A 25,214-nucleotide genomic window follows, 5' to 3' on the forward strand; every position below is an offset into this window, starting at 1 on the left:
GAAAAGTCATGTATTTTATAAATGTACATTCACTATCTTTACAAAAATTTAATACAGCTATGTTAAAAGCAGGTTTGGTAGGTGCCGGACACTTGGGAAAAATACATTTAAAACTTCTTAATCAGTCAGATCGATATGAATTTGTAGGTTTCCATGATAAAGATGTTGAAAACGGAAAGAAATTAGAAGCCGAATTCGGATATAAATATTTTGAAAATTTTGATGAACTGCTTGAACAGATTGACATGCTTGACATCGTCACTCCTACAGTTTATCATTATGATTATGCTTTAAAAGCGATTGAAAAAGGCCTTCATTTCTTTATTGAAAAACCGGTAACCCAGACTCTTGAGCAGGCAGAAGAAATTCTTCGTTTGTGCCAGGAAAAAGGAATCAAAGCACAGGTAGGACACGTTGAGCGATACAATCCGGCTTTTATTGCCACTAAGGAGTATATCAGCAATCCGATGTTCATTGAAATCCACAGGCTGGCAGAATTTAATCCCCGCGGGACAGATGTTTCTGTAGTATTGGACCTTATGATCCATGATTTGGATATTCTATTGAGTATGGCTAAATCTAAGGTTAAAAACATCCACGCAAGCGGTGTTTGTGTGGTAAGCAAAACTCCGGATATTGCCAATGCAAGAATAGAATTTGAAAACGGCTGTGTAGCTAACCTTACTACTTCCAGAATTTCTATGAAAGCCATGAGAAAAAGCAGATTCTTCCAGAAAGATGCTTATATCTCTGTAGATTTCCTTGAGAAAAAGGCTGAAGTGATCAGAATGAAAGATGCTCCTGAAAACCCTACTCCATTTGATATGATCATTGAAAATGCAGATGGGGAAAAGAATCAGATCCTGTTTGAATACCCGAATATTCAGTCCAACAATGCTATTTTGGATGAATTAAACTCTTTCGCTGATGCGATTACTGGCGACAAAAATGTAGAAGTTTCTCTTGAAGATGGAACTGAAGCGTTGAAAGTGGCTTTAGAGATTATGAAACTGATCAGTTAAAAATTCGCTGTCTTATTAAGCAGCAATAGATATAATGCTATCTTATAAGGGATTATGAGGTAGCATTTTAATTTCTAATGTTATTACTGTAAACGCAAAGTTTCCATCTTTAGCTATGCGAGCAAAGCCTGAATCGATTAAAAATCGATTCAATGAAGCTATATTACTTATTCTGTTAATTACTGCTTTGTATTCTTTAAAACCTGTAATGAAATAAAAATTTTTCATTTATAAGTATTGATTTATCAATAAAAAATCCATTTCAAAACAAAAAAACAATATATTTGAAGAATAATTCAATAAAGCATTGAAAGATTTTGTTTTACATATATGGATATCCGACATACTCAATGATCTGAATATAGATTCATCTGGGACGGTTATTATTCATTATAATTTCTAATATTTCCCTATTATTTAAACCATTGAAACTACTATGAAAAGAGCCATTCTATTATCCGCACTTTTATTGTCTCAATTTGGGACATCACAATTACTGAAGACATCAGGACAGAAAATCGTCAATGATAAAGGTGAAAACATTCAATTGAAAGGTCTTGGACTTGGCGGTTGGATGCTGCAGGAAGGATACATGCTGAAAACTGCAGATTTTGCAGGACCTCAGTATAAGATTAAGGAGAAAATTGCAGAATTAATTGGCGAAGACGGAATGAATGAGTTCTACAAAGCTTACCTGAAAAACGGAATCACAAAGCAGGATATCGACTTTTTAGGCAAAGCCGGATTCAATTCTATAAGATTACCGATGCATTACAATCTTTATACGTTACCGATTGAAAAGGAGGCTACCAAAGGAAAAGATACGTGGCTGGAGGAAGGTTTTAAAATGACAGATGATCTTCTTCAATGGTGTACAGATAACAAAATATACCTGATTCTGGATCTTCATGCCGCTCCGGGAGGTCAGGGAAATGATGCAAATATTTCTGATAATGATAAATCCAAGCCTTCACTTTGGGCCAATGAAGAAAACCAGAGAAAAACAGTAGCGCTATGGAAAAAACTGGCTGAACGGTATAAAGATAATCCATGGATTGGTGGGTATGATCTGATTAATGAGCCCAATATTAATTTCACAGGTAAAAACCCAAATGGAACAGATGAAATGTCCAATGCTCCTCTTTGGAAGCTTCAGAAAGACATTACGGCAGCCATCAGAGAGGTTGACAAAAAGCATATTATTTTCATTGAAGGAAACGGCTGGGGAAACAATTATAACGGACTTCCGGCTATCTGGGACAATAATATGGCTTTCAGTTTTCATAAATACTGGAATTACAATGATGATCAGACTCTGAAGTTTGCACTGGACCTAAGAGAAAAGCATAATATGCCGATCTGGCTTGGTGAAACGGGTGAAAATTCTAATGTATGGTTTACTGAGCTGATTCAGCTTTTGGGTAAGCATAACATCGGATATGCTTTCTGGCCGATGAAAAAGATTGATAATATCGCGGGAATTACCAATGTAAAAACTACTCCTGAATATGAAAAACTACTGGATTATTGGAAAAACGGAGGTGAAAAGCCTTCCAAAGAGTATGCAAGAAAAGCTTTACTACAGATTGCCGACAATTATAAGCTGAACAACACAGAGATCAAGAGAGATGTCATTGATGCGATGTTCAGACAGATTACGGATGCTTCTACAAAGCCATTCAGAAACCATCAGGCTCCTGGAAGGATATTCGCTTCGGAATATGATCTGGGAAGAATGGGTTCTGCCTATCTGGATAAAGATTTCATTAATCTTTGGGTGAGTGATCCGGCTAAAAGATCAGAATGGAACTCCGGACAGCAGATGAGAAATGATGGGGTGGATATTTATAAATGTAATGATAAGGTTACCAATCAGTATTATGTAGGAAAAACAGAAACGGGAGAATGGCTTCAGTATACAATTCAGTCAAAAGAAAACAAAAATTATACGTTTGACATCCGTTATGCATCAGCCAATGATTCTAAAATAAGAATTGAAACGGCTTCCGGAAAAGTTTTAGCGACGGTTTCGCTTGCATCAACAGGAGGAAATGAAAACTGGAAAACGGTTTCAACCAAAAATATCACCTTACAGAAAGGAGAAAACAAAATCAGGATCATCTTTGAAAATGATGGAGTTAATCTGAACTATTTTGAATTAAAATAATAATAATTGTCTTAAATTGCAGCTCTCTTCCGGTCTTCGGAAGAGGGCTTTTTTAATGATCATACTATGAAAAAAACAGCACTATTTTTCCTTCTGATTTCAGCATTTACCTTTGCTCAGACCTCTTTATTAGAACAAAAAATAAATTCAATTCTTAAGAACAAAAAAGCGACAGTAGGCGTTTCTGTGCTAGGTTTTGAAAATGGTTTTACATACGATAAAAATGCAGATAAAAAGCTTCCCATGCAAAGTGTATTCAAGTTTCACATTGCTGCAGCAGTTCTGGATGCTGTAGATAAGCGAAAGCTTTCTCTGGATCAGAAAATCAAATTGGATTCATCAAACCTTCTTCAGAATACATGGTCGCCACTTCGTGATCAATACGCAGGAAAAAATGCAGAAGTTCCGTTAAGTGAAGTGATAGAATATACTGTTGCAAAAAGTGATAACAACGGCTGTGATATTCTTCTGAAACTATTGGGAGGTCCTCAAACAGTACAGAAATTCATGGATTCTAAAGGAGTGAAAGGTTTTCAAATCAAATATAATGAAGAGGAAATGCATAAAGACTGGAATGTTCAGTATCAAAATTATAGTACAACGAAATCTGCGGTTGATGTCCTTAAAAAGTTTTATGACGGAAAATTATTATCAAAGAAATCTACAGATTATCTGATGAAAGTACTATGGTCTACCTCAACGGGAATGAATAAAATGGTTGAACAGCTTCCAAAAAATACGCCTGTGGCAAGAAAAACGGGATCGTCGGGAAAGAATAAAGCAGGTTTAACGGGTGCAGAAAATGAAATAGGAATCATTACTTTACCTAATGGAAAACATTATGCATTAGCTGTATTTGTCAGTAATTCAACGGAAACGGATGCGGTGAACTGCAGAATGATTTCGGATATTTCCAGGGAGGTTTGGGAATATTTTAATAAGTAAAATTTTAAGCTTATTTTTAAAGCGATTTAACATGAAAAAAATAATACTAACAACGGCTCTATTTGCTTTTACATTCTTTTATTCACAGAAGAATCAGAATTATTTAGAGATCAGCTACGGAAGTGTATGCTGTGGTCCTCCATCTGATAAGCCTGTGATGAGTTTTCTGAAAGAATTTAAGAATAAAAGCCAGATAAAAAGCCTGGAAGTCCTGATTCAAAAGGGGCTGGGAAGAGAAGGCGAATATGCATTATATGTTGGCACAGACTTTCTTACAAAGAATCAAAAAAAACGACTGATAAGGGGATTAACAGCTACTGTTTCCAACCAGAACAATAATAAGAAAAGTCAAAGTATAGGAAATGTTTCCTTTGATTCAACAGCTGTTGTCACACCATCTGATCTTGCAGATATAAAAAATTTAACTATCTATAAAAAATAAAGGAAAAATGATCAAAAACATTGTAGTTATCGGAGCGGGAACCATGGGGAATGGTATTGCACATACTTTCGCACAGAGCGGTTTTAAAGTAAATCTTGTAGACGTATCCCAGGAAGCTTTGGACAGAGGTTTAAAAACCATTACTACCAATCTTGACAGAATCATTGCAAAAGGAAACCTTACAGAAGAGCAAAAAGCTGAAACTTTAGGCAATATTACTACTTTCACAGCATTGAACGATGCTGCAGGATTTGCTGATCTTATTGTAGAAGCTGCTACTGAAAACCTTGATCTTAAATTGAAGATTTTTGGTCAGATGGATGAACTGGCTCCTGCCAACTGTATCCTTGCAACCAATACTTCATCGATATCTATCACCAAAATTGCTGCTGCTACCAAAAGAGCTGATAAAGTAATCGGTATGCACTTCATGAACCCGGTTCCTATTATGAAACTGGTAGAAATCATCAAAGGATATTCTACTTCCAAAGAGACTTTTGATGCGGTTTATGAGATGAGTAAAACTTTAGGCAAAGTTCCTGTAGAGGTGAATGACTACCCTGGTTTTGTAGCGAACAGAATTTTAATGCCAATGATCAATGAGTCTATTGAAACACTTTACAACGGAGTGGCTGGTGTAGAAGAAATTGATACGGTAATGAAATTGGGTATGGCTCATCCGATGGGTCCGCTTCAGCTGGCAGACTTTATTGGTCTTGATGTATGTCTTGCTATTCTGAACGTAATGTATGACGGCTTCAAAAATCCTAAGTACGCTCCAAATCCATTGCTTGTGAATATGGTGACAGCCGGAAAACTGGGTGTAAAATCAGGAGAAGGGTTCTACGATTATTCTGAAAGCAAAAAAGCTGAAAAAGTTTCAAAAATGTTTTTGAAGTAATCTTAAATCAATAATTTTAATTATCTTTGAGAAAGTTAAAACATTAAAAAAATGAAATTACCAAAGTTTTTATTAGCAGATAATTCGGAATTTCCAGAGGATCTATTCGTGGTTCATACAGAATATCCAAGATTTATCTTAAACGTTGAGGAAGAAGAAGTTGAGTGGTTAGATGATCTTGAAGGTGATGATGAAGAAACGATGGCAGACGAGGCTACTAAAGTAGTAGAAGCAGCGTTCAAATGGTGCGACGAAGAGTTGGCTAAGTACGACGAAGAAGAGGAAGATTAATAACACTCTAAACATAAAAAAGGAACTCAATTGAGTTCCTTTTGTTTTTTTATTCTGATTTTGTGAATTTCAATAGTAAAAGATTGTCTTTGTACAATTCCAAAGTATTTCCGGAAACCACATATTTGTTAGCTTTTCCCATCATATCCATAAAGTTCTGCTCTACCCCAATGTTGCTGCACATCATTTTTGTAGATCCCATCTGTCCGGCTGTAAAACTTCCTGTAGACGGATCTATGGTAGCCGTTCCGAAATAGTTGTTACATCCTGCATTTCCGGTGATCTTTTCTCCTTCAATATTCAATGTCGGAACTTTACCTTTCACCGTTTCAGCCAATGTCCATTTTGTGCTGGCAAGAGCAGGCTGAGCTTTTCCTACTTTAGAGGCAGACGGGCTTGTCATAGATCCACATGAAGCCAGGACTGCAGCTGTACATATACTTAAAAAAAGATTTTTCATTTTTTTCTTTTTGAATTAACCCAAATTTACGGAAATTATATTATTTAAACGGGCTGGCGTGAATTTTATTATTCTTTAACACTTGTTATTTTGAATATTTTTCTGGTTGTTTTGTAGTAAAAAATGCCCTTGGAAGGATTCTTTTAAACACGAATAACACTAATATTTTCACTAATATCACTAATGCAATTCAATAGGAACGGGCTATAATCCTGAACTTAGTTGAAGGAAGCCCGTTTGTTTAAAATACAAACATATCAATGGTTTTATCCCAAGCCTAACAGCAACGCAATACAACAAAAAAACGGACTTAAAAAAGTCCGTTTCTATTTATTTATGAAATGTATTTTCAAATATTAAGATCTCAACTCAGCGTTGAATTCTTTCTGGAAAGCTTTGATCAGAGAATCCATTACTTCTGTAATCTCTTTTTCTTCCAGTGTTTTCTCTTCGTTTAACAGCTCGAAGCTCATGGCATATGACTTCTTGCCTTCCGGAAGATTTTTACCTTCATATACATCGAACAGGTTAATGCTCTTAATGAATGGAGATTTGTTCTTCTTAGCCGTCTGATACAAATCCTGATAGTTAACTGTTTTATCAATCAATAAGGCTAAATCTCTTCTGATTTTGTTGAATTTCGGGATGTCCTTGAATTTCAATTCATTTTTAGAACGCAACTCCTGAGCGTATTCCAATTCAATTTCAGCATAGAAACATTCCTGATCAATGTCAAAGTCTTTCAACAAAGCAGGTGCTACCTTTCCTATTCTCACCAATGCTTTACCGTTAGCTTCATATACCAATGCATCAGAGAATCTATCATCAGTGAGAGCTACTTCTTTATAATCTACAGCCAATCTTTCCAATAAAACTTTTACATAAGCTTTAAGGTTATAGAAGCTTACCGCAGACTTTGGCTGAAGCCAGTTTTCAGCAACATCTCTTCCTGAAACTAATAATGCCAATTGTTTTCTTTCTTCGTATTTATCTTTTTTGTGATAAATTTTTCCTAATTCGAAGAATTTGATATCCTGGTTCTTTCTGTTGATATTGTATACTGTATTCTGAAGAAGTCCTTCCAATAAAGACTTTCTCATGAATGCCAGATCACCGCTTAAAGGGTTCAATAGTTTTACAGCATCTGTTTCGTCTTTTACAGAGGTTAATGAGTTGTTCATTACTTCATTGAAACCAAGGCCTTGTAATGTTCTTGCCCAGCTGTTTTCCAGTTCATCCTGATCGTTCGCACTTAGCTTAACAGGAGTAAACGAAATCTTCTGTGGAGCGTCAATTTTATTGTATCCGTAGATTCTTAAGATCTCTTCAATTACGTCAATTTCTCTTGTTACATCTGCTCTGTATGCAGGAACGGAAATTTCGAAACCATTTGGAATTTCATTTAAAACCTGAATTTCCAGCGCTTTTAAAATTTCTTTTACTTTTTCTCTGTGAATTTTTGTCCCTAAAATCTGTTCAATTTTAGAGAATCTGATAATCACATAATTATCTTCTATTTTCTTAGGATATTCTTCCAGTAACTCACCTACTAATTTACCTTCAGCAATTTCCTGAATCATTTTGATAGCATGAGTGATCGCTGTTCTTGTAAGGTTCGGGTCTACTCCTCTCTCAAATCTGAAAGAAGCATCTGTATTCAAGCTGTGTGCTTTAGCACCTTTTCTCACAGCAATCGGGTTGAAATAAGCACTTTCAAGGAATATTGTTTTAGTTGCTTCAGATACTCCTGAGTTCTCACCACCAAATACTCCGGCAATACACATCGGCTTATCTTTACCGTCTTTGATCATGATTTCAGAACCGTTCAATGTTCTTTCAACACCATCTAAAGTCGTAAATTTTGTTCCCGGTTTCACCACTCCCACTTTCACTTTTTTATCTGCAATTTTATCTGCATCAAATGCATGAAGCGGCTGTCCGTATCCGTGAAGAATATAGTTGGTAATATCTACAACATTGTTAATCGGGCTTAGTCCGATCGCTTTCAGTCTGTCTTTCAACCAGGATGGTGATTCTGCTATTTTTACGTTTTCAATAACAGCTCCGATATATCTTGGACACAATTCTGCATCTTCAATTTCCAGTTTGAAATCATGAGTTCCCTCACCATTCAACACTTCGGAAGCTACTTTATTAAACTGCGACTTCAATTGGTTGGTAGAAAGATAGGCGTGTAAATCTCTGGCAACACCATAATGAGACATAGCATCTGTTCTGTTCGGTGTTAATCCGATTTCAAATACCTCATCACTGGTCAGCTCAAAATAGTCTGCAAAGTTTTTTCCTACTTCATATTTTGTTTCATCCAGCACCATAATTCCTCCGTGATCTTCGCTAAGACCTAATTCGTCTTCAGCACAGATCATTCCCTGAGAAACCTCTCCTCTGATTTTAGCTTCTTTAATTTCAAAAAAGTTTCCGGTTTTGTCATAGATTTTTGTTCCAACAACGGCTACAGGAACAGTTTGCCCTGCTTCAACATTAGGAGCTCCGCAAACAATGTTCAGCACTTTTCCGTTTCCTACATCTACTGTTGTCTTCTTCAGTTTGTCAGCATTAGGATGTTTTTCGCAAGTAAGTACTTTACCTACAACAATTCCTTCCAGGCTGCCTCTTACACTTTCAAATTTATCTATCCCTTCAACCTCAAGACCTATATCTGTAAGGAATTCACCGATTCTTTCAGTTTTTGATTCCGTTTTTACAAAGTCCTTCAGCCAGTTGTTTGATATTTTCATTTGTTAATCTATCTACTTATTTAATTCGTCAGATGAGTCCTAAGGTTTCATCTGCTCTATTTTGAAACTTTTATTTGGAATACCACACCTTTTCCGGTATGATTTTTCGAGCTACAAATGTCGTGTTTTTTTGAGAAATAGAGAAATTTCGAAGCGATTTTAAGATAATAAATTTTCGTTAATCTTTCTGCTGCTGATTATGGAAACTATTGGTCCGATGGTCTTACCAGCTTCTTCAGACTATCAGAAAATAACACCAACCCTCCGGCCATCATGATAATATCCTTCAATACCAGACGTCCTGCTCCGGACAGATAGGGAAAACCATAATGAGGAGTTGCATAATCTCCACCCAGATTCGGTACATATAACTCTTCAGGAGTGGTGATCAGAAATGACAGGGTAACCAACGACATTAAAAATGTTAAAGCACCTCCAATTGTTCCAATTTTAGGAAACCAAATCCCCAGTAATACCATAACTCCTATTACAACGATCATTGTCCCTAAACCGTAGGAAAAGGTATATGTTCCGTTTTCCTGATGCCAGTCAATGTTTTTCTGAATCACTTTTCCTTCAGGATTTTTATACAAAGTGTATTCTGTAACCAGTTTTTTATCTTCATTAATAACTTTATGATCTGCATTTTTGTAGAAAAAACTCATCAAAGGGCTGTTGGCAACGAAAGGAACAATTCCATCAGCTTCGTAATGAAAGGCTTTCAAGCCTCCAATCCATGCCATAACGATGAAAATTGAAATTCTGAGAAAATTGAAAAAATACGTATCCCATTGTAATAGTTGGTCGTAAAGTCTGTTATTTTTCATGTGATTATTTTTTTAACAAAGGTATTCACATGCATACAGCGCCAACATAGACATTTCAGGACATTACATGTACATTTTCGCCACCACAGAGATCCCTACTTTCCCTCTGTAATTTTTAGGTGAGCAGCCCACTGATTTTTTGAAATACCTGCTGAAATAAAATTCATCTGCAAATCCCAGCTCTGAAGCAATTTCCTTGACAGACCTGTAGGTTAAATGCAACAGTTTTTTAGATTCCAGGATAATTCTCTCATTGATAAGCTGAGTAGGTGTTTTGGCAAATTCTTTCTTTACCGCTTTGCTTAATGTGTTATTGGTAATATTCAGTTTGTCACTGTAAAATGACAGTTCTTTTTCATTTTTAAAATGTGTTTCCAAAAGTTTCTGAAATTCTGCAGCATTTTTATTGGGAAGCTTTTCGTTAGCAATCACACTTTTTTCAATACTGCTTTTCTGTTTGCTTCCAATGGCAAGGATAAGCTGTATATAAGTTTTGATAATGGATTCAGAAAATGGATGTTTTTCAGATTCTTCTTTTTTGATGTGACTGAAAAGTTCCAGAATATAATGGTAGTTTTCCTCTGACAATTCAACCCCCGGATTCAGGTAAATATTATTGAAAAGAAGACCGTTACAAGCTACTTCTTCTTTATGATATTCTATACAGTAATAATCTCCATGGAAGAAAAGCACATCGATATTTTCATCAGAGTCAGAAGCCAGCTTCACCTTTTGATAAGGGGAAAGAAACAGAATATTGTATCCGCTGTAAGAATAATTAATATCGTCCACAGAAAAAACACCTGAACCTTTCCATAAAACCACACTATAGTTTTCAGTAGTGAATTCTGAAGGAAAATCTGAAGTGTGGTAAGATTGTATTTTTATCTTCATGATGAGTCAATTTAAACACTAATGACGCTAATGATTCACAAATAACACTATCTTTTTAGTACTCTTTTAAATATGTTTTTTTCTCTGTAAGATATTCGGTTTTACTTCCGTTACCGGTTCTGAAAAGGGTTTTGAGTGTATTCTTTTGTTTAGGCTTTGAAGGATCGGGAAGAAAACATTGGAAATGTAAATGCGGGCCATTTGTCCAGCCTGTATTGCCGCTCAATCCTATTAAATCACCTTTTTTAACTTCATCTCCTATTTTAACTTTAACCCCATTTTGTTTCAGGTGAAAATACTGCGCAATGGTTCCATCCGAATGTAAAATTGAAATATAATTAGCCTGATTAGCACAACTTGATGTAGGACATCCTGTATTATTATTCTGAACTGCATCAATCACTTTACCTTCTCTTGCCGCTGTAATTTCGGTTCCTTCAGGCATTACAAAATCTAAAGAGTTTTCATTCTGATGAGAAAATATTCCATTGTAACCCTGATAAACATTAAAAGATTTCCCTTTTTGAAAAGGAAGATCATAAGTATAGTCAGCATCATAGGTTTTTATCGTTGCATCTCCGGCTAATGTATAGTAAGCAGGCATTTTCTTGATTTTCCACCCTTTTTTATTATCGTTGACAACAAAATAAGCAATTTTGTTTTTCATTGATTTAGGAGGTAGTACTCTGATCATTTTAAATGCTTCGGGACTCTTCAGATTTTCTGTTTCAGGCTGTTCGGAGAACGTTATTGAAATTGGATAGATTTCAATATTATCAGCATAGTAAGTGATCATATCTTTCGTATGCTCATAGTACATTTTCGCACTCTTTTGCGAAAAAGCCCATAGAGAGCAAATAAGTGATCCGAGAATTGCTGTTTTTTTCATGTTTATTAAATTGTTTTTACTTTACTTTTACCTTGAAGCAAAAATATACAAAAGGTAAAGACAGATCATCCGCTAAAAATTTGAATGTCTTCCTAAAATTTACAAACTTACATGGATAATCCGGTTTTGCTTCGTTTCAATATTTTATCCTATACTTAAACAGTGGAAATTTTTTAACAGATTACATTGAAATTTTCTTGACACTCCTAATTCCCTTATTTCTAATTCGATTCCCATCATTACAACTATGAGTCGGAGTTCAGGATTACAAAAAAAGCCGGAAAATTCCGGCTTTCTATTATTTGTTATCTTACTATTACAATCCGATTACCGGCATTGATAACATTAAGATATTTTCATTTTCTTCAAGACCATCAAGAGGTTCAATGATACCTGGTCTGTTAGGTTGAGACATTTTCATAGTGATATCGTCAGATCCCAGGATTGTCAGCATTTCAGTTAAGAATTTTGAACTGAATCCGATATTGATATCTTCTCCGTTGTAGTCGCAAGGAATCTGCATATCAGCTTTGTTTGCATATTCAGTATCTTCTGCATGAAGGTGAAGAATATTTCCGGAAAGCTTAAATCTCACCTGATTGGTAGATTTGTTGGACATGATAGATGCTCTTTTGATTGCTCCTAACAACAGGTTTCTGTTGATTGTCAACACATTTGGGTTTTCCTTTGGAATTACCGCTGTATAGTTCGGATATTTTCCGTCAATCAGTCTACAGATCCAGATATGCTTACCAAAAGTAAATTTAGCCATATTCTCATTGAAGTCGATCGTAACGTCTTCATTGGAACTTGCCAGGATATTTTTGAAAATGTTAAGAGGCTTTTTAGGCATGATAAACTCCATCGGTTCAGCATTCATAAGGTCTGCTCTTTTGTACACCACCAATCTGTGGGAGTCTGTAGAAACGAAATTGGTTTCATTTTCTCCAAACTGGAAAAGAACTCCTGTCATTACCGGACGAAGAGAGTCGTTACTTGTAGCGAATAGTGTGTTTGTCAATGCTTCAGACAAAACTCCTGCCGGCATCGTTACACTTTGGGAAGCGTCGAATTCCGGTAATTCAGGATAATCATCAGCATTGTCTAATGCTACTGCGAAATTATCTTTTTCATCTAAAATCTCAAGCTGGCTTCCAGTACCTTCGGCATTGTCTTTTACAACAAATGTCAGAGGCTGTTCACCGTATGTCTTGATAAAATCCTGAAAAATTTTAGCAGGAACAGCAAATTTACCTGTATCATCAGACTTTACTTCCAGAGAAGTAACAAGAGTTGTCTCGCCGTCAGATGCTGTAATGGTAACATTATTTCCGTCTAATTCAAAAAGATAGTTTTCTAAAATCGGTCTCGATTGAGAGCTTGATATTACGCCACTTACAGTTTGCAAAGCCTTCTGCAGTTCACCACTTGAAATAATAAATTTCATAGATTTATAAAATAAGTTTCTACAAATATAATAAATAGATACAACAAAGAAAAGAATAATATGGAGGAGTTTTTAACAAAGATCCTTAATTTGTTTTGAGCCTTGACATTATGCTTATATTTCTTCGGTGAACCCAATTTTATCAAAATACAAAGACTATCTTTGTCTTAAAAGTTCAGAATTATGCAAAAAACTCCTATCCATAAAAGTTTTCTCAATGCTTTCAGGGGTGTTTTTATGATGATAAAAACGGAAAGAAATTTCCAGATTGAACTCTTTGCATTTTTTGCCAACCTCTTTCTTATTTTTTATTTCAACCTGAACAATACAGACACAGCTTTGGTTATGATCGCGTCATTTGCTGTTTTAAGTGCTGAAATTTTCAATACTGCTATTGAAAAGATCTGTGATATCATCCAGCCAGATTTTGACAAAAGAATCGGCTTTATCAAAGATATTGCTGCAGGAGCTGTAGTATTGACAGCCATTGCCTCGGTGGCTGTTGGGGTTCTAGTGTATTGGAAATATATTTTCGGGTAGAGAAATCTGAAATATTGCTGGCAAATATTTAAGTTACATGCTTAACCACCCCGTCAAAAATTCTTTGAATTTTTGACACCCCTCCGAGGGAGGGGAATATCACGTCTTCAGTTGAAAAAGGTTGTTAAGGCAAGAACTTTTTTTCTTATTTGACAGCGATGAAGATATCGACTTCGGCATCTGATGGATTTTGTGCTTTTTTTCCATACACTTCAAAATCGGCAGTAAATGTCCTTCCTAACTCCATATTCCAGATTTTTATCCATTCATTAATTACTAAGTCTTTTGAGAGATCCCCATTGACTGTAAATTTTAAATATTTTCCACCATCAAAGGAATATCCCACCATTCCTTCAGGAATTGTGTCCAGATTTTCTACCTGACAACCAAGAACTGTTGTATAAGGCTTTGTATGGTCTTTTTCATAATCGGTGTAGATGGAATAGATAGTATTGTCTATCTTATTCGGAATTGAATTGAGAATATCCTCATTAATCATTTTCTCCCATAATACCGGAATATCTTTTCCTGCCTGTCCATTTTCATTGGTTGTTCTCACCGCAATACCAATTACCTTAAAAGGAGCTACTTTTACATTATTCATTTCTTGATTTTTTGTTGTGTTACAAAGATAAGAACTGGTTGTGACAAGGGTATGTCAGGAGTTTTTTAAAGTTTTGGCTAAAGCCTGTGGATTTGTGTTTATAAAATGAGTGGGCTCCCTTCGACTGAGCTCAGGATAATAACCCACCTCTATTGAACTATTTTAGTACTGAATGTAAGTGAGATTGCTTCGCTTCGCTCGCAATGACTATTTTCCGACATAGATAAATCCTTTTTTTCCGGATTTAAAGGCTGTTTCTATTCTTTTATAATTATCGACTTCATATTCATCTGCCTGAAGGATTTCTGCATCTGTTACGTCAAAAAGTACTCCTTCCACCTGATCATTATTATTTCCTGAAAACTCCAGGACAGGATGGTATTTCTGACCACTTTTCCGAAGTACTTCAGGATCTGTGATTTCAAGCATACTTAATTTATAGCCTGATAAGATATCATTTTCACCTTGTAAAAGTCTTCCAAAAGTTTCCATTTGAACCTGCTCTTTCTGTAAGGTTCCGTAAGAAAATAAATTAGGCATTATAGATATTTTTCAATGATTGGGATTGCTATTTCGGCCATCATTCCATAGCCTTTTTCATTAGGATGTACGCCGTCTTCAGAAAGCAGAACTTCTTTATCAGCAAGGAAAGCCGAATAGAAATCAATATATCCCAGCGACTCTTCAGCGGCAATATTTTTCAGAATCTGATTATAAACTACTACATCTTCGTTGATTCTTTTCTTCCCCGAACTTACCACTACTCCATCTATTTTTTGAGAAAAAGGGAGAATGCTTACAAGATAAATGGTATTGGAAAACCGTCTGGCATGTGCAATCGCTTCTTTAATATTGCTTTTAAACTTTTCAGGATCTACAATTTGTATTTCATCTTTTACAGCCAGATCATTGGCACCATAGCTTAGGAAAACAATATTTCCGTCAGCAGAATTTCTTGCTGTCAATTCATGAGGAATCCTTTTTAATAGTCCTTCTGTGGTTTCTCCTCCTATTCCAAGATTAAACAGGATCAGTTCATCTCCATTTCCTTCATGAAATTTCTGCAGGGCGTATCTTTTCAAAATATCTACCCAACCTCCAAAAACTCCGTCATATTCCCCGTAGGTAATGCTGTCACCGAAGAACAGCCCGTAAATAATTTTCTTCATTCAACTTCTGTTATTTCCTTTTTTGTTGAAGTAAAAATAGTGAGAAAAATTCTTAATATCTTTCAAATTGCATAGTTTTTTAACGCAAAAGACGCAAAGTTTTTATATTATTTTTTTCGTTCGCAAGGGCGTTTCACTTAGCTATAGATCGATTTGTACCCTGGTTAAATAAACTTATTTGAACCATTAAGATTTTATAAGAAGTGAAGAATTATTAAGGTAACAGCTGATGCTATTATTAAGCAGACCGTTTATTTATTCATCTTAGATGAATCTTAAATTTCCTTAAAAACTTTACTATTCTTAATGGTTATGTTTTTTTAACACAAATAGCTCATTATCAATACATTAACCCAAGGGAGCAAAGAGAGAATCAACAAGTTGATGTAATAACTTTGATCATAAAATTATTTGAACCATTAAGGTTTTGTAAGAGGTGAAGAAATATTAAGGTAACAGCTGATGCTATTATTAAGCAGACCGTTTATTTATTCATCTTAGATGAATCTTAACTTTCCTTAAAAACTTTACTATTCTTAATGGTTAAATATTATATATATTTTTTTGACGCAAAGTTTTTATTGGTATTATTTTGATTCCAGGAGGCAAAGAAGGAATCAACAAGTTGATTGGATGAAGCTAGCTGGAAAATGTCAATATTTCAAAATTTCCACTCATCACTCATTACTCATTACTCATTACTCATTACTCATTACTCATTACTTATTACTTATTACTCATCATTCAAGTCTCAGTGTAATATTGGTATGTGATTCTATAATTTCAATCAGGATTTCAAAAAGTGTTTGTCCTTTTCCTTCCTCCAATTCATTTAATTTTTGCTGAATTAATTCCATATTGAATGGTTTTCCCTGTCTGATTTTGTTTTCGTAGAATTCACAAGTAGCAGCAAAACCTAATTCTTCTTTTGATTTCTGTGATTCTTTCCAGATGATTTCAATTTCTTCTTTGTTTTCAAATACTCCGAAACCACCGTAGAGAATGTCATCAAATCCATCTAATGTTCCTACCTTCCAATCTGCATCTTTCATCAGGACACTGGAAGCTTCTTCGTAGAAACCTCCTAAAGACGAAAAATGACCGCCATGGATGACGATCATTTTTCTTGTATTGTTATTTGAAGTATTCAACACCGTTTTTGAATATGTTGTGATAATTTGCGGTTGGTATATTTTTCATGAGACCTTCAGCAAAACGTTCCGGGTGTCCCATTCTTCCATAGATCTTTCCACATGGGCTGGTAACCCCCTCAATTCCGAATAATGAATTATTAGGGTTGAAAGGCATCCCGTGGGCAATGTTTCCATCAAGATCAATGTATTGGGTTGCAATCTGTCCGTTTTCGTATAATTTCTTGATTTCTTCTTCTGAAGCCATGAAACGTCCTTCCCCGTGAGAAATAGGAATAGTGAAAGTTTGTCCTTTCATTCCTTTTAACCAAGGACTTTCGTCATTCACCACTTGTACCGTAACCATCTGAGAGATGTGTCTTCTGATTGCGTTGTGAGCTAACGTCGGAGAGTTTTCATCAAGATCTTTGATTCTTCCGTAAGGCAGCAATCCAGATTTCACAAGCGCCTGGAATCCGTTACAGATCCCTATGATCATCCCATCTCTGTCTAATAATTCGTGTACTGCATTTTTCATTTTCTCGTTTTTCAGAACGTTTACAATGAATTTTGCAGAACCATCCGGCTCATCACCAGCAGAGAAACCTCCTGAGAATGCCAGAATCTGGGAAGTTCTGATCTCTTCTACCCATGCATCAATACTTTCATCCAGTAACTGGTGATTGATATTGATCAAAGGTAAGCTGCTTACTACAGCACCTTCTTTCTGGAATGCATTCAGCGTATCATACTCACAGTTGGTTCCCGGGAATACCGGAGCGAATACTTTTGGCTGAGCAATTCCGTGTTTTTTAATGATGATATTTCTTGGATTGACAGAGTTGTGTTTAGCATCAATTTCAACCGTGATCTTTTCTTTTTCTACTGTTGGGAAAAGATTTTCGAATGTATTCGTGTTGGTTGCTACAAGGTCTGTAATATTTGATTCAAGACCATTGATTTTTAAAGTCCCTGAATCTTTTACTTCTCCGATAAACTGAAGAGCTGCTGAGCTTAATTCTTCTTTTGCTTCAATAATTAAGCTTCCGATATTTTTAGCCAATAAAACATTTTCATCAGCATTGATGTCCGCTCCTAATCTGTTTCCGAAGCTCATTTTTGCTAAAGCTACGGCAAGACCTCCTTCTTTTACTGTTTTCACAGAAACGATTTTTCCTGCTTTGATGTTTTCGAAAATGAATTCAAAAACTTCTTTTAAAGCATTATAGTTTGGAAGTCCGCTTTCCTGAGCAATGTGATTAAAGAAATATAGTTTGTTTCCTGCATTTTTCAATTCAGGAGAGATGATATTTTCTTTATCTCCGTTGGCACATGCAAAAGAAATCAAGGTTGGCGGAACATTCAGATCCTGATAGGTTCCACTCATGGAATCTTTACCTCCAATGGCTGCAAGACCTAAATTGATCTGAGCATCGTAAGCTCCTAAAAGTGAAGCTAAAGGTTTACCCCATTTTTCAGGATTCTGCCCTAATTTCTCGAAGTATTCCTGGAAGCTTAGTCTGATATTTTTATAATCACCTCCCATTGCTACAATCTTTGCCACACTTTCTACTACGGCGTAAGATGATCCTAACAGGGAGTTTTGTTTTGAAATTTCAGCATCGAATCCCCAGCTTGCCAAAGAAACGGTTTTAATATCTTTTGCTCCTAAAATTGGCAGGGTCTGCACACTTCCTTCCATCAGGGTCTGCTGATATTTTCCTCCTAAAGGCATTGCAACTGTCGTTGCTCCGATTGAAGAGTCGAACATTTCAAGCAATCCTTTCTGGGAAGCCACGTTTTTATCTTTTAGGATGTTCAGGAAGTTTTCTGCTGTGAAAGCTTTTGTTTCTTCTTTTACTTCTTCAAGGTGAGTGATCTTCACTTTCTGAGATTTTGAACATCCGTTGGTATCTAAGAAAGCTCTTGAAAGGTCTACAATTTTATCTCCTTTCCAGAACATCTGCATTCTTCCTGAATCTGTCACTTTTGCTACTTCTACAGCAACAATGTTTTCAGCTTCACAGAATCTGATGAATTTTTCTTTATCCTGAGGATCTACTACCACAGCCATTCTTTCCTGAGATTCGGAAATAGCAAGCTCGGTACCGTTTAATCCTTCATATTTTAATGGTAATACATCAAGGTTTACTTCTAAAGAGTCTGCAATCTCACCAATTGCCACAGAAACTCCTCCTGCTCCGAAGTCATTTGATTTTTTAATCAGCTTCGTTACTTCAGGATTTCTGAATAGCCTTTGAATTTTACGCTCTTCTACCGCATTTCCTTTCTGAACTTCTGAACTCATCGTGTGGATGGAAGTTTCGTCCTGTTCTTTTGAACTTCCGCTTGCACCTCCTACTCCGTCACGGCCAGTTGCACCACCTAAAATAATGATTGAATCACCATTTTCAGGCTTCTCACGTCTTACCCAATCTACAGGAACAGCTCCGGTAACAAAACCGACTTCCATTCTCTTGGCTTTGTAGCCTTCGTCATAGATTTCTGAAACCATTGTAGTCGCAAGGCCTATCTGGTTACCATAAGATGAATATCCGTTGGCCGCCTGTTTTGTAATGGTTTTCTGAGGAAGTTTTCCTGGTAATGTTTTATCAACGGGCTCCAAAACATCTGCAGCACCTGTTAATCTCATTGCCTGGAATACAAAAGATCTTCCGGATAATGGGTCTCTGATAGCACCTCCCAAACAAGTGGATGCTCCTCCAAAAGGTTCAATTTCTGTTGGGTGATTATGCGTTTCGTTTTTGAATAATAAGTACCAAGGTTCTTTTTTACCATCATATTCTGCTTCGATCTGGATGGTACAAGCATTGATCTCGTCAGAAATTACCAAGTTATCAAGGTTCCCTGTTTTGTGGAAATATTTTCCGCATACTGTTGCAAGATCCATTAGGGAAATTGGCTTCAATTCGCGGCCTAGGAATTTTCTTTTTTCGATATAATCATTGAAAATAGTTTCCAATGTGTGTTTGAACTGACCTTCAAACTGAATGTCTGACAACTGAGTTTCGAAAGTCGTGTGACGACAGTGGTCACTCCAGTATGTGTCTAATACTTTTAATTCTGTTTCCGTAGGATTTCTTTCTTCAGTTTTGAAGTATTCCTGAATGAATTTCAGGTCATCCAATCCTAATGCAAAACCGTGATTGTTATAGAAATTCTCCAGCTCCGCATCATTGAAATTGATGAAATTTTCGTGGATGATTACTTTTGATGGTGTTTCATCTGCTGGAATGTCCAGGATAGATAAGTCTTTTTCCTGAGATTCCACTTTGTTGATCAGAAGATCTTTGATTTTAATCAAATCAGCTTCAGAAACTCCTTCAAATTCGATTAATTTTCCACTTCTTACTTTTGATTTTTCATTTTCTGTAAGCAAAGCGATACACTGCTGTGCAGAATCTGCTCTCTGATCATACTGACCTGGCAAAAATTCCATTCCGAAATGAATAGCTTTTGCAGGGTTTTCGGTATGTAAAATATCAGTAACAGGGTCTACAAAAGTGTTGTTTACCACTTTTTCAAATTCTCCGTCATTCAGATTGAAAATATCATAAACGTTGTATACTTTCACGCTTTGAACTGCCGGAACCACCGCTTTTACTTCATCAAAAATTTTTGGACTTTCAACATCGAAAATTCCTCTTTTTTCTACGAAAATTCTTTTGTTATTAGACATTAGATGTCAGATTTTTAATATTAGATTTATTTTTTATTTTCAAATTTATTTCTTGCTATCTCTATTGAACGATGCAATTTTTCAAGCAAAACTTTTTCAGAAGGTAAGATAAGTAAATATTCTGCTACTTTTATATGATCTCCTTCCAGATTCATGAGTTCTATATGTTCTGAATTTTTCCCGGAACAAAGGATTAAACCAATGGGAGGGTTCTCCCCTTCTACTTTTTCATATTTATTAAGGTATGAGAGATAAAGCTCCATCTGCCCTTTATGGCTGGCTTCAAATTCACCTAATTTCAGTTCGATAACGACCAGGGATTTTAGTTTCCTATGATAGAAAAGCAAATCCAGGTAGTAATCTCTATTATCTATTGTGATTCTTTTTTGTCTTGAAAGAAATGCAAAATCACTTCCTAATTCAGAAATGAATTTTTGAAGTTCCACAATAATAGCTTCTTCTAAATCTTTTTCAGAAAAGGTATCTTTCAATTCCAAAAAGTCCAGGAAATAAGGGTCTTTAAAAACCAGATCAGGATTTAAAATATTATTTTCAGACCAGTTTTTCAGTTCTTTATCTATTATTTCCTCAGGCTTTTTGCTTATTGCTGTTCGTTCAAAAAGCAGAGAATTGATTTTTTCTCTCAAGACTCTGACACTCCAATTTTCAATTTTACAAACTTCAAGATAAAAGTTTCTTTTAGTATCTTGTGAAATAGGAATGAGGAGTAAAAAATGGGTCCATGATAATTGTCGCATCGCTGATGCGACAATATTAAAATCACTAAAAACAGACGCAAACTGCATCATTTTCCGGATATTTTTTTCAGAAAATGAATTTCCAAATTCTAAAGTAAGTTGTTGAGAGATCTGTACAATAACTTCTTTGCCATACTCTGCTCTCTTATTATCTAAAACATCTTCATTTATTCTTTTTCCTATTTCCCAGTACAAAACCACCATTGCCGAGTTTACCTGAGCTGCAACCTGACTTTTTGTCTTGTCCACCAGCTCCTTAAGATCGGTTATTAATTGTTGATGATTTTGATTCTGTAACATTATTAAAAATTAGATATCAGATTTTTAATATTAGATTTATTTTTCTTTTTACTTTTTCTGAGTTAAAGTTTCCTTCTTTAAACCCATCTATATTGGAAATTTTTGAAAGAGATTTTCCCTCCAACTATTATTCTGTACAAATTTAAAGGAATAAGTCATATGTTCTTCAAATTTGAACTGCTGAATTTCCAATTTTATATTATTTATTGATAAACTTATTGGGATTGTCCTTATGTTCTTTCTGAAAATCCTCAGCATTTTTTATTTCTTCTTTCAGCCAGTTTTCAAAAGGAACTTTCTTTTCATTAAAACCCTCAATGGCATAAAATGTTTTTCCATCTTCTGAAACCAGAAACTTGAAGCGGTAAAGCATATCTAAATCTTTCTTCCTATCATTATAAGTATTAACCTGATAATAGGGAAAATTTTCTTTTGGCCTTTCTACGATTTCAAAAAACAGATTCTTTTCTTTTTCAGATAATTTGTCATAAAAATTTACATAATAAAGATCTGACAGTTTTTTCTTCTGCTTTTCAAAGAACTGAAGGATATTCTTCTCCTTTTCAGTATAATGAAAAGGATTAGGATAGTATTTACCATTTATTTCAACATTCTGATCTGTTGGTTTTGCTAATGGCTGAACCGTTTCTCCTTTGACATTCATCACGCCCCATTTTCCGCCTACAATGGATCTGTGTTCATCATTTGTTTTTTCCCAATCACAGCCATCACAAAATGCAGCATAACCGTAATTAAAAGGAAATGCAAAGTCATGCTCAGCTTCAATAACAGTGTTCCCATTACGGTCTGCAAATCCTACTTTACCATTTTTAACCAATCTTCTCAATCCTTCAGAGAAATAATCTGCTCCATTGTCAAAAAGGAAAGGCTGGTACAGGAATTTCCCATTTCTGTCGTACACATAGCCCCATGCATTTTTCTCTGGTTCTTCACCTTCTTTACTTCCGTCAAAAAGAATGGTTTCTCCTTCTACAGGATCTCCATCTTTAATAAATGAAAAGACTTTGAACTGTGCCGGAACAATTATTTTTCCGGCCTTATCTTTTACTCCCACTAAAGAATCTTTGGATTTAAAATAATGTAAATCTTCTTTAATCTGAGAAAAAGAAATGATCGGTGTCAGTATGATGGTTAAAAGTATTTTTTTCATTGAATTGGAAATGGTTTCAAAGCTTAATTTACTCGTCTTTAGTGAGATCTGTTTTCTTACGCGAATTTACAATAATATAATACTTATTAGCAACATCATAGTCTACAGAATTGTTTAGCTTCCACTTCTGATAACCTTCATAATCAAACTGATGATTTTCTGGAGGACTTAATAAATAGTTATACTGCTCCATTAAATATTCGTCTATAAAGCCATCATTTCGAAGTTTTGTGAAGAACGAAATCAATTTATCCACTGTAAAATTACCTTCTTTAATTGATGTAGAATTTTTTTTCGTTTTGTAATCTATAAAACCATTTATTCCCGCAATGTGAAAATCTAAAAGGATTCCAGGAATTCCTGAAGCTCTTTCATATTTATCAATATTCTCGTATATCCATTTCATCTTATTTGTAGCACTACTCATTGTAATTCTTAATAATACAGTGTCACGAGCAGCAACAGGTGCATAAATAATATTCGAATATCTTGTTAAAGGATTATTTTGTACAATTTTTGCTGGTTGTAAATTCTTTAAAAATTCTTCATGCATTTTATCCAGAAGTAAAGTATCATTTCCTTTTTGGCTTATTTCTGAAATAAAAACCCAAAACCCCGCATCATAAACTCTTACATTAATCAGTCTGTTAAGATGGTTAAAATAGCTACTGATTCCGTGAAGCTTGAACTTTCCTTCTTTAAATGTTACTCCTTTATTTACTTTTTCACTTTCTTTAGGAATATATTTTCTTTCAGTTAAATCTTTATAATAATGATTTAAAAGCCTTTCCTCATCAAGGAAAGCCGGAATAATTTTGAATTTAAATAAGGCATCATTACTCTTATTTTCATACTCTGCAGCAAAAACGCTGTCATTTTTAGAGTTTGTAAACAATCCCATTCTGGAAAAGTCACCCAAACTAAAAGGAGCGGTCATCCCTGAAACTATATGGCTAAAATCGGCATCGGATCTGATTTTTTTATTCGGTTTTAAATCCTGGGAAAATATCATCACAGGAAATAAAAACAAAATAAAAAACAGGTAAATCTTCATACGAATTAAATAAAATATGCAGCCCAAAAGACTGCATATTGTTTTATACTTTAAGATCAGCTTCCAATCCTATTAAGTCTTTGTTTTGGTCTATAATTGGCTGCACTTCATTTTTGATGAATTCCTCCGTCTGGATCGGCGCGAAACCAATAAAGTTTTTAGGATCTAAAACTTCTTTCAGTTTTGATTTGTCTAGTTTTAAAGAATCATCATTTAAGATTCTTTCGATAAGATCGTTTTCTTTTCCTTCTTCTTTCACTTTCTTGGAAGCTTCCATAGAGTGAACTCTGATTACTTCGTGAATTTCCTGACGATCACCACCAGCTTTTACTTCTTCCATGATGATATATTCTGTTGCCATGAAAGGAAGTTCTTCCATAATGTGTTTGTTGATTCTGTTCGGATAAACAACAATTCCGTTCATGATGTTATTCCAGATTAATAGGATTGCATCAACAGCTAAAAATGCCTGAGGAATGGTTAATCTCTTGTTGGCAGAATCATCCAATGTTCTTTCAAACCATTGTGTAGAAGCTACCATTGCAGAACTTGTTGTCAGAGACATTACATATTTTGCCAATGCTCCGATTCTCTCACTTCTCATTGGGTTACGCTTGTAAGCCATTGCTGATGAACCGATCTGGTTTTTCTCGAATGGTTCTTCAATTTCCTTAAGGTTCTGAAGTAAACGTAAATCGTTTGTGAATTTGTGTGCAGATTGTGCAATATTTCCTAATAAAGCAACTACTTTCGCATCAATTTTTCTGTCGTAAGTCTGTCCGGAAACTCCGAAAACTTTTTCGAAACCGAATCTTTTTGAAAGTTCTTTATCTAAGTGTTTTACTTTAGAATAATCACCGTTGAACAGTTCAAGAAAACTTGCAGCAGTTCCTGTAGTTCCTTTTACTCCTCTGAAACGAAGGGTCTCAAGGAAGAAATCCAATTCTTCGATGTCAAGAACCAAACTCTGTAACCAAAGGGTAGCTCTTTTCCCAACTGTTGTTAACTGAGCCGGCTGGAAGTGTGTGAATCCTAAAGTAGGAAGGTCTTTGTACTGAATTGCAAAATCCGAAAGATTTTTCATCACGTTCACCAACTTTTTCTTTAAGATTAAAAGTCCGTCACGGATTTGAATTAAGTCTGTATTGTCTCCTACAAAAGCCGAAGTTGCCCCCAGGTGGATAATTCCTTTTGCTGAAGGCGCCACATCACCATAAGCGTGAACGTGAGCCATTACATCATGACGGAATTTTTTTTCGTACTCTGCAGCTTTTACGTAATCGATGTTTTCAGCATTAGCTTTTAACTCAGCGATCTGCTCGTCTGTAATTTCAAGTCCAAGGTCTTTTTCGATTTCAGCAAGAGCTATCCAAAGCTTTCTCCAATTCTGGAATTTGTTATTGTGTGAGAAGTTAAATAACATTTCTTCACTGGAGTAGCGCTCTTCCAATGGATTTTTGTAGGAATTCATTCGTTCTTTTACTTTTTAGATGTACAAAAATACGGTTTTTCGGTGAGAGATGAAAATCCAGCTTTGATGATTTTCATTCATGATTTATACTATACTTTTGTCTTGAAACAAAAGTATACAAAAGTTCAAGACGGGAATCATCCGCTAAAAATTTTAATGTACTCCTAAAATTTTTAGCGGATTACATTGAAATTTTCTTAACGCTACTGATTCCTAAGTCGCATATTAACGCAATAATCTACCTTTAGCATTGAATTGTCATTAGCAGAAAAG

The 25,214-nt window shown here is 35.3% G+C and carries 22 protein-coding genes; 7 read left to right on the forward strand and 15 right to left on the reverse strand.

Features of this window, described 5'->3' with window-relative positions:
• Positions 1 to 59 precede the first annotated feature (59 nt).
• The 6 genes from FB551_RS09455 (at position 60) to FB551_RS09480 (ending at position 5,768) form a co-directional block, all read left to right on the forward strand.
• Positions 60 to 1,022: a Gfo/Idh/MocA family protein gene (locus FB551_RS09455; RefSeq protein ID WP_142016999.1), complete on the forward strand. Its 963-nt coding sequence runs from the start codon at positions 60 to 62 to the stop codon at positions 1,020 to 1,022.
• 436 nt (positions 1,023 to 1,458) lie between these two features.
• Positions 1,459 to 3,189, forward strand: coding sequence for a cellulase family glycosylhydrolase (locus tag FB551_RS09460; protein ID WP_142017001.1), 1,731 nt, complete (start codon positions 1,459 to 1,461; stop codon positions 3,187 to 3,189).
• A gap of 66 nt (positions 3,190 to 3,255) precedes the next feature.
• On the forward strand, positions 3,256 to 4,134 hold the full coding sequence (bla-A, locus tag FB551_RS09465; RefSeq protein WP_142017003.1) for a CGA/CIA family class A beta-lactamase: 879 nt from the start codon (positions 3,256 to 3,258) through the stop codon (positions 4,132 to 4,134).
• Positions 4,135 to 4,165: 31 nt separating this feature from the next.
• Positions 4,166 to 4,576, forward strand: coding sequence for a hypothetical protein (locus FB551_RS09470; RefSeq protein WP_142017005.1), 411 nt, complete (start codon positions 4,166 to 4,168; stop codon positions 4,574 to 4,576).
• Positions 4,577 to 4,586: 10 nt separating this feature from the next.
• Positions 4,587 to 5,477 carry a 3-hydroxybutyryl-CoA dehydrogenase gene (locus FB551_RS09475; RefSeq protein WP_185150217.1) on the forward strand — a complete coding sequence of 297 codons (891 nt, stop codon included), beginning with the start codon at positions 4,587 to 4,589 and terminating at the stop codon, positions 5,475 to 5,477.
• A 51-nt stretch (positions 5,478 to 5,528) separates the two neighbouring features.
• Positions 5,529 to 5,768 carry a hypothetical protein gene (locus FB551_RS09480; RefSeq protein ID WP_002977986.1) on the forward strand — a complete coding sequence of 80 codons (240 nt, stop codon included), beginning with the start codon at positions 5,529 to 5,531 and terminating at the stop codon, positions 5,766 to 5,768.
• A gap of 49 nt (positions 5,769 to 5,817) precedes the next feature.
• On the opposite strand, the gene FB551_RS09485 is transcribed toward FB551_RS09480, so the two are convergent.
• From FB551_RS09485 to dnaN, 6 genes are all read right to left on the reverse strand, one after another.
• Positions 5,818 to 6,228 (reverse strand): META domain-containing protein, encoded by a 411-nt coding sequence (locus FB551_RS09485; protein WP_047433591.1) that lies wholly within the window; start codon positions 6,226 to 6,228, stop codon positions 5,818 to 5,820.
• A gap of 356 nt (positions 6,229 to 6,584) precedes the next feature.
• Positions 6,585 to 8,987, reverse strand: a complete 2,403-nt coding sequence (gene pheT, locus FB551_RS09490) for a phenylalanine--tRNA ligase subunit beta (RefSeq protein ID WP_142017009.1) — start codon at positions 8,985 to 8,987, stop codon at positions 6,585 to 6,587.
• A gap of 206 nt (positions 8,988 to 9,193) precedes the next feature.
• Positions 9,194 to 9,814, reverse strand: a complete 621-nt coding sequence (locus tag FB551_RS09495; protein WP_142017011.1) for a DUF417 family protein — start codon at positions 9,812 to 9,814, stop codon at positions 9,194 to 9,196.
• 63 nt (positions 9,815 to 9,877) lie between these two features.
• Positions 9,878 to 10,708, reverse strand: a complete 831-nt coding sequence (locus FB551_RS09500; RefSeq protein WP_142017013.1) for an AraC family transcriptional regulator — start codon at positions 10,706 to 10,708, stop codon at positions 9,878 to 9,880.
• A 55-nt stretch (positions 10,709 to 10,763) separates the two neighbouring features.
• Positions 10,764 to 11,597, reverse strand: a complete 834-nt coding sequence (locus tag FB551_RS09505; protein ID WP_047433595.1) for a M23 family metallopeptidase — start codon at positions 11,595 to 11,597, stop codon at positions 10,764 to 10,766.
• A 316-nt stretch (positions 11,598 to 11,913) separates the two neighbouring features.
• Entirely contained in the window at positions 11,914 to 13,044 is a 1,131-nt protein-coding gene (gene dnaN / locus FB551_RS09510) for a DNA polymerase III subunit beta (protein ID WP_034699704.1), read from the reverse strand.
• A 183-nt stretch (positions 13,045 to 13,227) separates the two neighbouring features.
• Between dnaN and FB551_RS09515 the strand changes: the two genes are divergently transcribed.
• Positions 13,228 to 13,584 (forward strand): diacylglycerol kinase family protein, encoded by a 357-nt coding sequence (locus tag FB551_RS09515; RefSeq protein WP_142017015.1) that lies wholly within the window; start codon positions 13,228 to 13,230, stop codon positions 13,582 to 13,584.
• A 145-nt stretch (positions 13,585 to 13,729) separates the two neighbouring features.
• On the opposite strand, the gene FB551_RS09520 is transcribed toward FB551_RS09515, so the two are convergent.
• From FB551_RS09520 to purB, 9 genes are all read right to left on the reverse strand, one after another.
• Positions 13,730 to 14,188 (reverse strand): GyrI-like domain-containing protein, encoded by a 459-nt coding sequence (locus FB551_RS09520; RefSeq protein WP_142017017.1) that lies wholly within the window; start codon positions 14,186 to 14,188, stop codon positions 13,730 to 13,732.
• A gap of 207 nt (positions 14,189 to 14,395) precedes the next feature.
• Positions 14,396 to 14,728 carry a gamma-glutamylcyclotransferase family protein gene (locus FB551_RS09525; RefSeq protein ID WP_142017019.1) on the reverse strand — a complete coding sequence of 111 codons (333 nt, stop codon included), beginning with the start codon at positions 14,726 to 14,728 and terminating at the stop codon, positions 14,396 to 14,398.
• A complete protein-coding gene (locus FB551_RS09530; RefSeq protein ID WP_142017021.1) occupies positions 14,728 to 15,357 on the reverse strand; it encodes an SGNH/GDSL hydrolase family protein in 630 nt (209 codons plus the stop codon). Before FB551_RS09530 ends, FB551_RS09525 begins: the two co-directional genes overlap by 1 nt.
• Before the next feature lie 740 nt (positions 15,358 to 16,097).
• Positions 16,098 to 16,511 (reverse strand): ribonuclease inhibitor, encoded by a 414-nt coding sequence (locus tag FB551_RS09540; protein ID WP_142017025.1) that lies wholly within the window; start codon positions 16,509 to 16,511, stop codon positions 16,098 to 16,100.
• Positions 16,492 to 20,187 (reverse strand): phosphoribosylformylglycinamidine synthase, encoded by a 3,696-nt coding sequence (locus FB551_RS09545; protein ID WP_142017027.1) that lies wholly within the window; start codon positions 20,185 to 20,187, stop codon positions 16,492 to 16,494. The genes FB551_RS09540 and FB551_RS09545 overlap by 20 nt, the downstream gene beginning before the upstream one ends.
• A 26-nt stretch (positions 20,188 to 20,213) precedes the next feature.
• A complete protein-coding gene (locus FB551_RS09550) occupies positions 20,214 to 21,245 on the reverse strand; it encodes a PDDEXK nuclease domain-containing protein (protein ID WP_047433600.1) in 1,032 nt (343 codons plus the stop codon).
• Between the two features lie 199 nt (positions 21,246 to 21,444).
• On the reverse strand, positions 21,445 to 22,416 hold the full coding sequence (locus FB551_RS09555) for a WG repeat-containing protein (RefSeq protein WP_142017029.1): 972 nt from the start codon (positions 22,414 to 22,416) through the stop codon (positions 21,445 to 21,447).
• A gap of 28 nt (positions 22,417 to 22,444) precedes the next feature.
• Complete coding sequence (locus tag FB551_RS09560) at positions 22,445 to 23,428, reverse strand: hypothetical protein (protein WP_142017031.1); 984 nt, start codon at positions 23,426 to 23,428, stop codon at positions 22,445 to 22,447.
• Between the two features lie 85 nt (positions 23,429 to 23,513).
• Entirely contained in the window at positions 23,514 to 24,941 is a 1,428-nt protein-coding gene (purB, locus tag FB551_RS09565; protein WP_034699682.1) for an adenylosuccinate lyase, read from the reverse strand.
• Between the last annotated feature and the right edge of the window lie 273 nt (positions 24,942 to 25,214).

It is taken from the genome of Chryseobacterium aquifrigidense (assembly GCF_006716485.1).
GTDB lineage: Bacteria > Bacteroidota > Bacteroidia > Flavobacteriales > Weeksellaceae > Chryseobacterium > Chryseobacterium vietnamense.